We start from the raw sequence: 14,800 nt of genomic DNA, 5'->3' as shown, positions 1-14,800 counted from the left end.
CGGGATGGTCCGAAGGACCAGACCCCAGGTGCGCAATTGCGACCGGGGAATCTCAAGATTCCGGGTTCGCGCTATGCGCGCCCCGGAATGACAGAGCCACAAGGGCCATCGCGAATAACGAGTCTTCCGTCAGCCCTGCACCGGCGGGCGGCCGACGCTCTCATAGACGAAGCCGGCGGCTTCCATGTCCTCGGGGCGGTAGATGTTGCGGAGGTCGACGACGACGGGCTGCGCCATGACGCTCTTCAGCCGGTCGAGATCGAGCGCGCGGAACTGGACCCATTCGGTGACGATGACGAGCGCATCGGCCCCTTGCGCGCAGGAATAGGCGTCCTCGCAATAGGTGATGTCGGGCAGCTCGCCCTTGGCCTGCTCCATGCCGACCGGATCGAACGCCTTGACCTTCGCGCCCATGTCGATCAGGCCTGTCACCAGCGGGATCGACGGCGCATCGCGCATGTCGTCGGTGTCGGGCTTGAAGGTGAGGCCGAGCACCGCGACGGTCTTGCCGCGCAGATTGCCGCCGAGCGCCTGGCTCACTTTGCGCGCCATCGCGCGCTTGCGGTTCTCGTTCACGGCCAGCACGGATTCGACGATGCGCAGGGAGACGTCGTAGTCCTGCGCGATCTTGATCAGCGCCTTGGTGTCCTTGGGGAAGCAGGAGCCGCCGAAGCCGGGACCGGCATGCAGGAACTTGGTCCCGATGCGGTTGTCGAGGCCGATGCCGCGCGCGACCTCCTGCACATTGGCGCCGGCCTTTTCGGACAGATCGGCGATCTCGTTGATGAAGGTGATCTTGGTCGCGAGGAACGCGTTGGCGGCGTATTTGATCATCTCGGCGGTGCGGCGCGCGGTGAACATCAGCGGCGCCTGGTTCAGCGACAGCGGGCGATAGATATCGCCCATCACCTTGCGGCCGCGCTCGTCGGAGGTGCCGACCACGATACGATCAGGAAACTTGAAGTCGCGGATCGCGGCGCCCTCGCGCAGGAACTCGGGGTTCGAGGCGACCACGACGTCGGCGCTGGGATTGGCCTCGCGAATGATGCGCTCGACCTCGTCGCCGGTGCCCACAGGCACGGTCGACTTCGTCACCACGACAGTGAAGCCGGAAAGCGACTGCGCGATCTCTTTCGCGGCCGCGTAGACGTAGGACAGATCGGCGTGGCCGTCGCCGCGGCGCGAGGGCGTGCCGACCGCGATGAAGACGGCATCGGCTTCTGCAACCGGCTTCTTCAGGTCGGTGGTGAAGTCGAGCCGCTTGGCCTTGACGTTGGTCGCGACCAGCTCGTCGAGGCCAGGCTCATAGATCGGGATCTCGCCGCGGTGGAGCGCCGCGATCTTCTTCTCGTCCTTGTCGACGCAGGTGACGTCGTGACCGAAATCAGCAAAGCAGGCGCCGGACACCAGTCCCACATAGCCCGTGCCGATCATCGCGATACGCATGAAAATCCCTGTTTTTAGATTGGTTAACGAAAATGAAACCCCGGCGCGGGGCGGTTTAGCATTTTCTCGCAGGGAAGGAACAGTCCGCAGCGAAAAAAGCGGCACGGGAAGTGAATCGGTAAAGAAGTGGGAAACCGTAGCGGCCCCACACTGACCCACCCCCGAACAGGACGGGGCGGAACACGCCTCGAAAAGAGACACCATGGCACCATCAGGCACAATCGTAGGCAGCGGAGGCGTTGAGGCCACGGCTGCCGCACGTGTCGACTGGGTCGACTACGCCAAGGGCATCTGCATCATCATGGTCGTGATGATGCATTCGGTGCTGGGGGTCGAGCTCGCCGCCGGCGAGACCGGCTTCATGCATGTGCTCGTAGCCTTCGCGAAGCCGTTCCGGATGCCGGATTTCTTCCTGATTTCGGGCCTGTTCCTGGCGCTGGTGATCGACCGGGACTGGCGGACCTATCTCGACCGCAAGGTGGTGCATTTCGCCTATTTCTATGTCGTCTGGGTGACGATCCAGTTCGGCTTCAAGGCGCCGGCTTTCGCGGCGGAGACGAGCTGGCAGCATGTCGGCCTGATGTATTTGGAATCCTTCATCGAGCCGTTCGGCACGCTGTGGTTCATCTATCTGCTGCCGATCTTCTTCGTCGTCACAAAACTGACACGCAAGCTCCCGCCGCTCGCGATGTGGCTCGTCGCCGCCGCGCTCGAGACGGCCCGCATCACGACCGGCTGGACCGTCATCGACGAGTTCTGCGCCCGCTTCGTCTATTTCTATTCGGGCTATCTATTCGCCCCTTACGTGTTCGCGCTGTCGGATCGCGCGCGGACGCATCCGGCGCTTGCGCTCCTGGCGCTCGCGACCTGGGCGCTTGCCAATGCCGGCCTCGTCGTGTCGGGGGCCAGCGAATGGAAGCTGGTCTCGCTGGTGCTCGGCTTTGCCGGCGCCTGCGCCATCATCACGATGGGCACACTGCTCGCCCGCGCCCAGTGGATGAACGTCCTGCGCTTCTGCGGCGAGCATTCGATCGTGATCTATCTCGCCTTCTTCCTGCCGATGGCGGCGACCCGGACGCTGCTGCTGCGCACCGGGATCATCCCCGACATCGGCACGGTGTCGCTGGTCGTCACCATCGCCGGCGTGATCGGTGCGCTCGCGATCTGGCGGGTTGCACTGCGCTTCAATGCGCGCTTCCTGTTCGAGCGGCCGGACGCGTTCTGGATCGCGCCGAAGAAAGCGTCGCCGGTGTTGCAGGCGGCGGAGTAGCTGCGATCCCGCTGTCGTCGCCCGGCTCGCCGTCTTCGCTGACGCTTCGTCGGCCCAAAACCGACGAGTCCGGCGAAGCTTTCGCGTAGCCGGGACCGGGCGACCCAGTATTCCAGAGATAGCAATTATTGACCGATGCGCCGCGGCGTACTGGATTCCCCGCTAGCCGCCTGCGCTAAAGCTTCGGCGCGCCCAAGACGGAAGCCTCGGCGAAGCCTTGGCGTAGCCGGGTCGCGGGGAATGACAGTGGGGATAGTGGCCGCACCGAGCCAAAAATCCCCCTCTTCAGGCTGTCAAAGCCCGCAAAAATTCATACATTGCGGCCATGCCCAAAACATCGCCGAAGACATCCTCGAAGAGCTCAGCCAAGGCTGACACCAAGGCCGCCGCGACGAAAGCCGCCGACAAGCCTGCTGCCAAGGCGACCGCTGCGCCTGCTGCTGCCAAGCCGGTTGCGGCCAAGGCCGCCGGCAAGGGCGACCACGTGTTCCTGGTCGACGGTTCCTCCTACATCTTCCGCGCCTACCACGCGCTGCCGCCGCTGAACCGCAAGTCCGACGGGCTGCAGGTCAACGCCGTGCTCGGCTTCTGCAACATGCTGTGGAAGCTGCTCCGCGAGATGCCCGAGGACAACCGGCCGACGCATCTGGCGATCATCTTCGACAAGTCGGAGATCACGTTCCGCAACAAGATCTATCCCGAATACAAGGCGCACCGGCCGCCGGCGCCTGACGACCTGATCCCGCAGTTCGCGCTGATCCGCGAGGCGGTGCGCGCCTTCGACCTGCCCTGCCTGGAACAGACCGGCTTCGAGGCCGATGATCTCATCGCGACCTATGTGCGGCAGGCCTGCGAGCGTGGCGCCAGCGCGACCATCGTCTCCTCCGACAAGGACCTGATGCAGCTCGTGACCGATTGCGTCACGATGTACGACACCATGAAGGACCGCCGCATCGGCATCCCCGAAGTGATCGAGAAATTCGGCGTGCCCCCGAACAAGGTGGTGGAGGTGCAGGCGCTGGCCGGCGATTCCACCGACAACGTGCCCGGCGTGCCCGGCATCGGCATCAAGACCGCCGCGCAGCTGATCACCGAATATGGCGACCTCGACCAATTGCTGTTCCGCGCCGGCGAGATCAAGCAGCCGAAGCGGCGCGAGGCGCTGCTCGAGAATGCGGAGAAGGCCCGCATCTCGCGGCAGCTCGTGCTGCTCGACGACAAGGTCGAGCTCGAGGTGCCGCTCGACGACCTCGCCGTCCACGAGCCGGACGCGCGCAAGCTGATCGCATTCCTCAAGGCGATGGAATTCACCACGCTGACGCGGCGCGTCGCCGAATACGCGCAGATCGATCCCGCCAATGTCGATGCCGACCCCGGCTATTCGAGCGGCGCCAGCGTGTTCACGCCGCTGCCGCCCTCGGACGTCGTGCCCGCTCCGGGAACCGGCACACCGCCGCAAGCCGCACAGAGCCGCCCCAACAAGTCGGCAAGCAAGGAGGACAAGGCTGCGAGCCCGAAGGGCGCGCCGATCTCGCTCGCCGCCGCGCGTGAGGAGGCGCTGCGCAAGCTTCCGGTTGATCGCAGCAAATACCAGGCGATCAAGACGCTCAAAGAGCTGAACGCCTTCATCGCCCGCGTTCACGATGCCGGCCATGTCGCGATCGAGATCAAGGCCAGTTCCATCGATCCGATGCAGGCCGATCTCTGCGGCATCGCGCTGGCGCTGGCGCCGAACGATGCCTGCTACGTGCCGCTGGCGCACAAGCAGTCCGGCGGCGGCGCCGGCCTGTTCGACGCGGGCCTCGCGCCCGACCAGGTCAAACATGCGGATGCGATCGAAGCGCTGCGGCCGGTGCTGGAATCGGCCGGCATCCTCAAGATCGGCTTCGACGTCAAGTTCAGCGCCGTGATGCTGGCGCAGCACGGCATCACCCTGCGCAACATCGACGATGCGCTCCTGATCTCCTACGTGCTCGATGCCGGCCGCGGCTCGCAAGCGCTGGAATCGCTGTCCGAGCGCTGGTTCGGTCATGCCATGATGAAGGAGAACGAGCTGCTCGGCAGCGGCAAGGGCAAGATCACCTTCGACCAGGTGCCGATCGACAAGGCCGCCGCGCTCTCGGCCGAAGGCGCCGACGTCGCCTTGCGGCTTTGGCGCGTGCTGAAGCCGCGGCTCGTCGCCGAGCATATGACCACGGTCTACGAGACGCTGGAGCGGCCGCTGGTGTCGGTGCTCGCGCGCATGGAGCGGCGCGGCATCTCGATCGACCGCCAGGTGCTGTCGCGGCTGTCCGGCGACTTTGCGCAGACCGCCGCGCGCGTCGAGGCCGAGATCCAGGAGATCGCCGGCGAGCCGGTCAATGTCGGCAGCCCCAAGCAGATCGGCGACATCCTGTTCGGCAAGATGGGACTATCAGGCGGCACCAAGACCAAGACCGGCGCGTGGTCGACCACAGCGCAGGTGCTGGACGAGCTCGCCGAGCAGGGCCACGACTTGCCGAAGAAGATCCTGGAGTGGCGCCAGGTCTCCAAACTGAAATCGACCTACACCGACGCACTGCCGACCTATGTCAATCCGCAGACCCATCGCGTGCACACGACTTACGCGCTGGCGGCCACCACGACGGGCCGGCTGTCCTCGAACGAGCCGAACCTGCAGAACATCCCTGTTCGTACCGAGGACGGCCGCAAGATCCGCCGCGCCTTCATCGCGACGCCCGGGCACAAACTGGTCTCGGCGGATTATTCGCAGATCGAGCTGCGGCTGCTCGCCGAGATCGCCGACATTCCCGTGCTGAAGCAGGCGTTCCGCGACGGCCTCGACATTCACGCCATGACGGCGTCGGAGATGTTCGGCGTACCGATCAAGGGCATGCCGAGCGAGATCCGCCGCCGCGCCAAGGCGATCAATTTCGGCATCATCTACGGCATCTCGGCGTTCGGACTTGCCAACCAGCTCGGCATCGCGCGCGAGGAAGCTTCGGCCTACATCAAGAAGTATTTCGAGCGCTTCCCCGGCATCCGCGCCTACATGGACGAGACGCGGGACTTCTGCCGCAGCCACGGCTACGTCACCACGCTGTTCGGCCGCAAATGCCACTACCCCGACATCAAGGCCTCCAACGCCTCGGTGCGCGCCTTCAACGAGCGCGCCGCGATCAACGCGCGGCTCCAGGGCACCGCCGCCGACATCATCCGCCGCGCCATGACGCGGGTCGAGGACGCCCTCACCGCAAAGAAGCTGTCGGCGCAGATGCTCCTGCAGGTGCATGACGAGTTGATCTTCGAGGTACCCGACGCCGAGGTCGAGGCGACGCTGCCCGTCGTTCAGCACGTGATGCAGGACGCGCCGTTCCCGGCGGTGCTGCTCTCGGTGCCGCTGCACGTGGATGCGCGCGCGGCGAACAATTGGGACGAGGCGCATTGAGGCTGCTTTCCCCGGATGCTGCGCAGCGCGCCGTCCTTCGCGGCGTGATGCGCTGCTGATCCGGGGTCCATGCCGCATCGACCGGGTCCCGGCTCTGCGGCGCACTGGTCCACGCTGCGCCGCGTCCGGGACACGGGAGCTGAATTGTCCTCGGTGCAATTGCGCGATGGTCCGGCACGGCCTCGCATATTAAAACCAGTGCATCGCCCGCACCGGTCCCGCCATGCCCCACACTTCCGCCCTGCTCGGCTTCGCCCTCGTCTGCCTCGGTCTCGTGCTGACGCCGGGACCGAACATGATCTATCTGATCTCGCGCTCGATCACGCAGGGACCGGCGGCCGGCATCGTCTCGCTCGGCGGTGTCGCACTTGGCTTCGTGTTCTACATGCTGTGCGCGGCGTTCGGCATCACCGCGCTGCTGCTCGCCATTCCCTTTGCCTATGACGTGCTGCGCTTTGCGGGTGCGGGTTATCTGCTCTGGCTCGCCTGGCAGGCGGTGAAGCCGGGCGGACGATCGCCGTTCCAGGTCAGGAAGCTCGCGATCGACAGCCCGCGCAGATTGTTCGCGATGGGCTTCGTCACCAACCTGCTCAATCCGAAGATCGCGATGCTGTATCTGGCGCTGCTGCCGCAATTCATCGACCCCGCCGCCGGCAGCGTGCTGACGCAGTCGATCATGCTGGGCGCGATCCAGATCGCGATCAGCGTCAGCGTCAACGCGATGATCGCGCTCGCGGCCGGCTCAATCGCGCTGTTCCTGGCAAGCCGCCCGAGCTGGATGCTGGTGCAGCGCTGGCTGATGGGCACCGTGCTGGCCGGGCTCGCGGTGCGGATGGCGGTGGAAGCGAAAAAGGTGTGAGGCACGTTGTCATGCCCCGCGAAGGCGGGGCATCCAGTACGCCGAGGCAGCGCGGCTAGAATCGAACCGCCGCGGCGTACTGGATCGCCCGCTTTCGCGGGCGATGACACCGTCCAAAATCAATCCAGCTTCGCCTCCATGCCCCGCTTCACCGCCGGGCGGGCCATCAGGGCCTCGTACCAGCGCTTGACGTTGGGGAAGTCGGCCAGTTCAACCTTGTGGCGAGGGTGGCGCCAGGCCCAGCCCAGGATGGCAAAATCGGCGATCGAGAGCTCGCCGGCGACGAAGTCGCGCCCGTCCAGGCGGCGGTCCAGCACACCGTAGAGCCGGCGCGTCTCCGCCATGTAGCGCTTCAGGCCGTAGGCGCGGTCCTGCTCGTTCTCGAGCGCGATGAAATGGTGCACCTGGCCCGGCATCGGACCGAAGCCGCCCATCTGCCACATCAGCCATTCGTAGACGGGGATCCGCTGCCCAAGCGATTTTGGCAGGAATTTGCCGGTCTTTTCACCGAGATAGAGCAGGATCGCGCCGGATTCGAAGATGCTGACGGGCTTGCCGTCGGGCCCCTCGGGGTCGACGATCGCGGGGATCTTGTTGTTCGGGGACAGCTTGAGAAATTCCGGCGCCATCTGCTCGCCCTTGGTGATGTTCACCGGGATCACCTTGTAGGGCAGCCCCATCTCCTCCAGCGCGACCGAGATCTTGCGGCCGTTCGGCGTGTTCCAGGTGTGCAGCTCGATGGTCATTCCCGTGTCCTTACCCAAGAGGCGTCTCGCCCGATCCGGGCTCTCAACTACTCCAGAAGGTCGCGGCCCCACAACCGGCGGCCGGGGATGGCCGATCCCTGTTGACGAGGGACGCCCCCTCTGGAATGTCGCTTCCGTCGCGGATAAATTGCGCCGCCTCCAAAAAGCTGTTCGAGGGACCGCCGTGTCGAAATCTGCCTCCCGCGCCCGCCTGTTCGAAATCATCCGCCGGCGCTCATTCGGCCGCGGCGAGGTGACGCTCGCGTCGGGCCGCAAGAGCGATTTCTACTTCAACCTCAAGCCGACCATGCTCGACCCGGAGGGGGCGACCCTGCTCGCCGAACTGACCTACGAGGCGCTGAAGGACGACAATCTCGATTTCATCGGCGGCCTCGAGATGGGCGCGGTGCCGCTTGCCGGTGCGCTGGCGCAGATCTCCTGGATCAAGGGCCATCCGATCGCGGCGTTCTTCGTGCGCAAGAAGCCGAAGGAGCACGGCGCCAAGCTCGCGATCGAGGGCCTGCCGAAGGGCGAGACGCTTGCCGGCAAGCGCGTCGTGATCGTCGAGGACGTCACCACGACCGGCGGCTCGGCGATGAAGGCGGTGGAATCCGTGCGCGAGACCGGCGCCAATGTAGTGCTGGTGCTGACCATGGTTGACCGCGAGGAAGGCGCCACCGACACCTTCGCCGCGGCCGGCCTGCCGTTCCGCTCGCTGTACAAGGCCTCGGAATTCTTGAAGGGGTAACTGCTCTCGTGTCCCGGGCGCGGCGCAGCGCGTAGCGGTGCGCTGCGTCCGGAGCACGAGTTCGTCAGGACTGCCCCCTCAACCGCTCATTTACCATCCGGGCTTATGGTGAATCATGTGCTGAGACCCCCTGGGGTCCCGGCCGGTTCAGTAGCGTCGGGTGGAGTGAGCGTTTGCGTACAGTCCGGTCCCATGCGCGCCCGCGGCGTCGCGCGATGCTTGCAGCCGCCATCCTTGCAGCGCCGCTGCTTGCGGCTCCCGCTCCGGTTTCGGCCGAAGGCCTGTTCGACTTCCTCTTCGGCGGCATGCAGCAGCAGCGGCCGCAGCGCGAAGTGCCGCAGCAGGCGAACTCCTACGTCGATCCCTTCAGCGGTCAACAGAACGGCGGAACGCCGCAATATGTGCCGCCGACCCGCGCGGCGGCTGCAGGCGGCTCCGGCCCGGCCTTCTGCGTGCGCAGTTGCGACGGCAAATATTTTCCGCTGATGCGCGGCCTCGTCTCGCCGGCGCAGATGTGTCAGGCGTTCTGTCCTGCCAGCGCGACCAAGGTCTATTTCGGCTCCTCGATCGACGGAGCCCATTCGCAGGCCGGCGAGCGCTACGCCGACAGCGAGAACGCGTTCGCCTACCGCAAGGCGTTGCGCGCCGACTGCACCTGCAACGGCCGCGAGCCAGTCGGCCTCGCCCCGGTCGATCTGGCGCTGGACTCCTCGCTGAAGGCGGGCGACGTGATCGCCACCACCGACGGCCTCGTCGCCTATACCGGCATCCGCGTCGGCAACGACCAAGCTGCGGACTTCACCCCGGTCGCGTCCTATCCCGGCCTCACCGCTCAGGTCCGCGCCCGCCTCGGCGAGATGAAAGTCGCGCCGGTGCGCGCGGAAACGGTGTCGGCGGAGGACCCCGCTGCGGAAATCGTGCGTGAACCGCTGCCCAATGTGACGGTGCCGAAGACGACGGCGCAGAAGCCGGCGAAGCGGGCGGGGCTGGATTAGTTACTTCCGTCATTCCGGGGCATCGCGCAGCGATGAACTCCGGTGCGCGAGTGCGCACCTGAGAATCTCGAGATTCCGGGTTCGGTGCTAACGCATCGCCCCGGAATGACGGCTCGCGAGCGCGCCGTCACCTCCCGATGATCACCCCGATCACGTTCGGCGCCGCCAGATATTTTTCCTCGATCGCCGCACGCGCGGCGGCGCGGTTGTCCGGCGTCAGCAGGCCGCGCTTCTCGGCCAGGATCATCCAGCAGAAACCCCACCAATCGGTCAGCATGCCCTGATCGCCGACCAGATCGTAACCCTGCTCGGCCGCGAAGATGCGCGCCTGCGCTTCGTCCAGCGTGTCCAGAAACAGATGATCCTCGGCCGCGAACAGGTCGTCGCTGACGTCGTCGATGGTGTAGCCCCAGATCGACTGGCACACCGCGTTGAACTCACGGTCGAACTGATCGTCGTCGATGCGCTGGCGCCGCGCCGCCTGATGCAGCCGCGACAGCGAGCGCGCGAAATCGGCGATCCGGGTGAGGGCAAATTGGTCGAAGGCGATGGTGGACATCTAGTCCTCGCAAAGTCTGACAGACGCTAGATATTGTGCCGGCGATGTGCCGAATCACAATGATATATCAAAGACTTGCTAAAGTGTTCTTAATTCGTTCTAGGTGCGTGCGGAATCGAAAGGGGCCGCCCGAGGCGACCCCTTGCCGGTTGCAATCTTGTTCGGGATGAAATTCCAGCCCCGGCGAGCGTGACGTTAAAACCGACAACGGGCATTGCGCGATTCCGGGAAAATACCGACCGTAGTGCTGTCCTAATGCAGGCGGCGCCTCAATGGCAGCGCGACGCCGCGATGGCGTGGACGCGGCGGTCGCCGAGGAGATGGGCGACAAAGCCATTCGCCGGAAAGATCTTTGCGAAGGCTGGATCGCGGATGCTGAGGCCCCCCGCGTAAGCACCGAATGCCGGCATCACGGCGCGCATCCCGTCGCTGGCGAAGCAGCGGCGCTCCATCGAACGGCCGCGCGCCGAGACGCGCGCCTTCGGATGCAGATGGCCCGCGATCTCGCCGTGGGCGCCGGTCGGCTCGTGGCGGAAGGTGATCGGACCGATCGCGACTTCGTCCGCGATGGTGCCGCCGAGATCGCGCGGCAGCTTGGGATCGTGGTTGCCCGAGATCCAGATCCAGTCGCGGCCGGTCTGGAGTGCGGCGACGGCATTGCGATCGTCCGGCGACAGGCGCTCATGAGCGCTGCGGTCGTGAAAACTGTCGCCGAGCGCGATGACTGTTCGCGGGTCATGGCGGGAGATGACAGCAGCGAGCCGGCCGAGCGTCGCGATGGTATCGTAAGGCGGCAGCAGCACGCCACGCGTGGCGAAGCTCGACCCTTTCTCCAGATGCAGGTCGGAGACGACGAGCAGGCGCTGCTCCTCCCAGAACAGCGCGCCTGAGAGATCAGCCGCGAAGGTCACATCGCTGATCGTGACTCTGGAAACGCGCATGTCCTCGACATCTCCCGAAATCAGCGCGCCTGCCGTCACGTCTTACCCGCTTCTATCCATCGCCTCTTTGACGAGCTCGTCGGCGGCTTCGGCCAAAAGCTCGTCTGCAGCTTCGCCATAAACTGACTCGCGGCCGATTTCCAGCATCACGGGCACGGCGAGCGGAGAGACGCGGTCGAGTTCCCGGTGCGTGATGCGGCCGTGGATGCGCATCAGCATGTCGCTGAGGCGGCGCAAATCGAGCAGGCCGGTGGCGGCATCGGCCCGCGCGGCGCGCAGCAGGACGTGATCGGCCTGGTGCTTGCGCAGCACGTCGTAGACGAGATCGGTCGAGAACAGCACCTGGCGGCGGCTCTTCTCCTCGCCGGTGTGCCGGCGCGCGATCAGGCCGGAGATGATCGCGCAATTGCGGAAGGTGCGCTTCATCAAGGCTGACTCGGCGAGCCAGGCCTCGAGATCGTCGCCGAGCATATCGGGGTCGAACAGCGCGTCGAGATCGATGCGGCCATCGCGGATCATGAAGGACATGTCGCCGAGCGCCCAGACCGCGATGGCGTATTCATTGGCGACGAAGCCGAGCGGCCGCGCGCGGGCGCGCTCCAGCCGCCGCGTCAGCAGCATACCGAGGGTCTGGTGCGCGAGCCGGCCCTCGAAGGGATAGCAGACCAGATAATGCTTGTTGGCGCGCGGGAAGCTCTCGACCAGCAGCTCGCGCACCCCAGGCACTTTGCTGGCGTCCTTCTGCAGCGACAGCCAGTCGCGCACCTGCTCCGGCAAGCCGCCCCACGCGCGGCTGTCGTCGAGCAGGCGGCGCACGCGTTCGGCGAGATAGGTCGAGAGCGGAAACTTGCCGCCCATATAAGACGGCACCTTCGGGTCCTTGTCATGCGCGCGCGAGACGTAGACCTGGTCCTCGACCAGGGTCTCGTAGCGCACCACCTCGCCCGAGAACACGAACGTGTCGCCGGGGCTGAGGCCCTCGATGAAGGCCTCCTCGATCTCGCCGAGCAGCCGGCCGCCGCGGGCGATCACGCCGGTCGATCCGCTCCCGCCGCCGCGCGAGCGCACCAGCCGCACCTTCAGCATGTCGTCCTCGACGATGGTGCCGACATTCATGCGGTAGCTCTGCCGCACCTTGGGATTGGCGACGCGCCAGCGCCCCTCCTTGTCCTGCTTGATGCGGGCGAAGCGCTCATAGGTCTTCAGGGCGTAGCCGCCGGAGGCGACGAAATCGACGACGTCGTCAAAGTCCTGCCGCGACAGCTCGGCGTAGGGCGCGGCGGTACGAACCTCGGCATAAAGCTCGTCGGAAAGGAACGGCTCGCCGCAGGCACAGCCGAGCACATGCTGAGCCAGCACGTCCAGCGCCCCGGTGCGCAAGGGCGGCGTGTCCTGCGCGTTCTCGGCAATGGCGTCGATCGCGACGCGGCATTCCAGCACCTCGAACCGATTGGCCGGCACCAGCACCGCGCGCGAGGCTTCGTCGAGGCGATGGTTGGCGCGGCCGATCCGCTGCATCAGGCGCGAGGAGCCTTTGGGCGCGCCGATATTGACGACGAGATCGACGTCGCCCCAGTCGACGCCGAGGTCGAGCGAGGAGGTGCAGACGACGCCGCGCAGTCGTCCTGCCGACATCGCGTCCTCGACCTTGCGGCGCTGGGCGACGTCGAGCGAGCCGTGATGCAGCGCGATCGCAAGGCCGTCGTCGTTCATGCTCCAGAGATTCTGGAACAGCATCTCGGCCTGGCTGCGCGTGTTGACGAAGACCAGCGTGGTCTTGTTGGCCTTGATCAGCTCGTAGATCTCGGGGAGCGCGTGGCGCGCGCTGTGACCGGCCCAGGGTAGTCGCTCGCGCGTGTCCAGCATCTCCACCTCGGGCGGCGCGGCGCCGCCGGCGACGACGATGTCGGCTGCCGCTTCCTGGCCGTCGGGCTGCGGCACCAGGAAGCGCGCGAGCTGCTCCGGCTCGGCCACGGTCGCCGACAGGCCGATCGCCCGCAGCTGCGGTGCCAGCCGCCACAGCCGCGCGAGCCCGAGCGAGAGCAGATCGCCGCGCTTGGACGTCACCAGCGCATGCAGTTCGTCGAGCACGATGCGCTTCAGGGAGGAGAACAGGAACGGCGCGTCGTCGGAGGACAGCAGCAGCGCAAGCTGCTCCGGCGTCGTCAGCAGCACGTCAGGCGGATAGCGCCGCTGCCGCTGCCGCCGCGACACCGGCGTGTCGCCGGTGCGGGTCTCGACCTTGATCGGCAGCGCCATCTCGGCGATCGGCCGCTCCAGATTGCGCGCGATATCGACGGCGAGCGCTTTCAGCGGCGAGATGTAGAGTGTGTGCAGGCCGCCGGAACGTTGCACGCTGCGGCCGGTGGAGACGAGACTTTTCTTCTCAGCCGCCTTCCGTTCGGCCGTCTCGGTCGACAGCTCCACCAGCGTCGGCAGGAATCCCGCCAGCGTCTTGCCGGCGCCGGTCGGCGCGATCAGCAGGGCCGAGCGGTCCTCGCGCGCCTTCTCCAACAGCGCCAATTGATGCGCACGCGGCGACCAGCCGCGGCCTGCGAACCATTGCTGGAAGCGGCGTGGCAGCAGCGCGGCGGGCTCGGCCGATGTCTGGAGGATACGGGGCGGCACACCACGACAGGTAAGCCGTAGGGATGGCTTCGTCGAGGGGTGCCGCCTTCGCCGCCCGCACGAGGACGGCTATCGCTTTGGCATTTTACGCGCTTCGAGCGCGCGCCTCGCCCTTCGAGACGGCCGCATCTGCTGCCACGCATTCCGCCCTCATCCTGAGGGCCCGCCAACGGCGGGCGTCCCGAAAGATGGCCGCGGCGAGATCCCTCCTACACGAAGGCCAGCGCGCTCTCACGCCCCGGACGGCACCTGATCGAGAAACCCGGTCACGCTCTTGATCCGCCCGTCCTTCAGCACAGCGAAATCAGTGCCCTTGATCGGGCTGTCGGCGCCGTCCGGACCGAGGCCCCAGGAAAAGCGGATGTGGTCGCCGAAGCCGTTGGGCTCGCCGATCAGCTGGAATTTGAAATCGGGAAAGCGCTGTTGCACGCCGGCGATCAGGGCCTCGATGCCGTCGCGGCCGTCGCCCTTCATCAAGGGATCGACGTAGCTCGCATCATTCGTCCAGTGTTCGCCGAGCAGCTCGCGGCGCCGGTCGGCCGTGCGCTCGTTCCAGAGCTCGATGTAGCGGCGGGCGATGGTGTTGGGATCGGTCATGATGCTCTCCTTCGATGAAGCCGTGTTCGGCTGACCGTCATCATCGAAGATTCACGCGCGCTGATCGATTACCTCGGAAGTCATCAACGCGCGTGAAATTTTCGCGAAAATTACTTCGCGGCAGTCACCATGATCTCGACGGTGTATTGCGGCGCCGCCAGCTTGGCTTCGACCGTGGCGCGCGCGGGGGTGTTGCCAGGCGACACCCAGGCGTCCCACACCGCATTCATCTCGCTGAAGGTCTTCATGTCGGTGATGTAGATCGTGGCCGAAAGCAGCCTCGACTTGTCGGTGCCGGCCTTGGCGAGATGACCGTCGATGGTCGCCAGGATGTCCTGGGTCTGCTTCGTCACGCTTTCGCCGGCGGCCTTGTTGGCGACAACGCCGGCGAGATAGACGGTGTTGCCGTGCACGACGACCTGGCTCATGCGTGGGCCGGTTTCGAAACGCTGGATGCTCATTGGGGATCTCCTCACTGGAATGGCGGCCCTGTCTAGCCCAGCACCCCGCGCTCTGCCACCCCCGACACGCATGCGTGGCCCGGCACGCATGCGTGGCCGAACGCGCATGCATGTCCGGACGGA

General features: G+C 66.0%; 12 protein-coding genes. 5 read left to right on the top strand and 7 right to left on the bottom strand.

The window, feature by feature from the left end; genetic code table 11:
* Positions 1-129: 129 nt before the first annotated feature.
* Positions 130-1,446, bottom strand: a complete 1,317-nt coding sequence (locus ACETMP_RS26175) for a UDP-glucose dehydrogenase family protein (RefSeq protein WP_375158417.1) — start codon at positions 1,444-1,446, stop codon at positions 130-132.
* A 202-nt stretch (positions 1,447-1,648) separates the two neighbouring features.
* Between ACETMP_RS26175 and ACETMP_RS26170 the strand changes: the two genes are divergently transcribed.
* The 3 genes from ACETMP_RS26170 (at position 1,649) to ACETMP_RS26160 (ending at position 7,002) form a co-directional block, all read left to right on the top strand.
* Positions 1,649-2,716 carry an acyltransferase family protein gene (locus ACETMP_RS26170; protein WP_375158416.1) on the top strand — a complete coding sequence of 356 codons (1,068 nt, stop codon included), beginning with the start codon at positions 1,649-1,651 and terminating at the stop codon, positions 2,714-2,716.
* Between the two features lie 325 nt (positions 2,717-3,041).
* Positions 3,042-6,143 carry a DNA polymerase I gene (polA, locus tag ACETMP_RS26165; protein WP_375158415.1) on the top strand — a complete coding sequence of 1,034 codons (3,102 nt, stop codon included), beginning with the start codon at positions 3,042-3,044 and terminating at the stop codon, positions 6,141-6,143.
* A gap of 223 nt (positions 6,144-6,366) precedes the next feature.
* On the top strand, positions 6,367-7,002 hold the full coding sequence (locus tag ACETMP_RS26160; protein WP_375158414.1) for a LysE family translocator: 636 nt from the start codon (positions 6,367-6,369) through the stop codon (positions 7,000-7,002).
* A 119-nt stretch (positions 7,003-7,121) separates the two neighbouring features.
* On the opposite strand, the gene ACETMP_RS26155 is transcribed toward ACETMP_RS26160, so the two are convergent.
* Positions 7,122-7,748, bottom strand: a complete 627-nt coding sequence (locus ACETMP_RS26155) for a glutathione S-transferase family protein (RefSeq protein WP_375158413.1) — start codon at positions 7,746-7,748, stop codon at positions 7,122-7,124.
* 184 nt (positions 7,749-7,932) lie between these two features.
* Between ACETMP_RS26155 and pyrE the strand changes: the two genes are divergently transcribed.
* Positions 7,933-8,496 (top strand): orotate phosphoribosyltransferase, encoded by a 564-nt coding sequence (pyrE, locus tag ACETMP_RS26150; protein ID WP_375158412.1) that lies wholly within the window; start codon positions 7,933-7,935, stop codon positions 8,494-8,496.
* Positions 8,497-8,711: 215 nt separating this feature from the next.
* The gene (locus ACETMP_RS26145; protein WP_375158411.1) at positions 8,712-9,491 is read left to right on the top strand and encodes a DUF2865 domain-containing protein; all 780 of its coding nucleotides are present in this window, start codon (positions 8,712-8,714) and stop codon (positions 9,489-9,491) included.
* Positions 9,492-9,618: 127 nt separating this feature from the next.
* Here ACETMP_RS26145 and ACETMP_RS26140 read toward each other — a convergent pair whose 3' ends face one another.
* From ACETMP_RS26140 to ACETMP_RS26120, 5 genes are all read right to left on the bottom strand, one after another.
* Positions 9,619-10,050, bottom strand: coding sequence for a hypothetical protein (locus tag ACETMP_RS26140; protein ID WP_375158410.1), 432 nt, complete (start codon positions 10,048-10,050; stop codon positions 9,619-9,621).
* Positions 10,051-10,319: 269 nt separating this feature from the next.
* On the bottom strand, positions 10,320-10,991 hold the full coding sequence (gene pdeM / locus ACETMP_RS26135; RefSeq protein ID WP_375158409.1) for a ligase-associated DNA damage response endonuclease PdeM: 672 nt from the start codon (positions 10,989-10,991) through the stop codon (positions 10,320-10,322).
* 42 nt (positions 10,992-11,033) lie between these two features.
* Positions 11,034-13,619, bottom strand: coding sequence for a ligase-associated DNA damage response DEXH box helicase (locus ACETMP_RS26130; RefSeq protein ID WP_375158408.1), 2,586 nt, complete (start codon positions 13,617-13,619; stop codon positions 11,034-11,036).
* Positions 13,620-13,850: 231 nt separating this feature from the next.
* Positions 13,851-14,216, bottom strand: a complete 366-nt coding sequence (locus tag ACETMP_RS26125; RefSeq protein WP_375158407.1) for a nuclear transport factor 2 family protein — start codon at positions 14,214-14,216, stop codon at positions 13,851-13,853.
* Between the two features lie 110 nt (positions 14,217-14,326).
* Positions 14,327-14,677 carry a RidA family protein gene (locus ACETMP_RS26120; RefSeq protein WP_375158406.1) on the bottom strand — a complete coding sequence of 117 codons (351 nt, stop codon included), beginning with the start codon at positions 14,675-14,677 and terminating at the stop codon, positions 14,327-14,329.
* Positions 14,678-14,800: the final 123 nt, after the last annotated feature.

The sequence above is a fragment of the Bradyrhizobium dasycarpum genome, from assembly GCF_042019905.1.
Lineage (GTDB): Bacteria > Pseudomonadota > Alphaproteobacteria > Rhizobiales > Xanthobacteraceae > Bradyrhizobium > Bradyrhizobium japonicum_B.
This window is presented reverse-complemented; position numbering and strand designations above follow the sequence as displayed.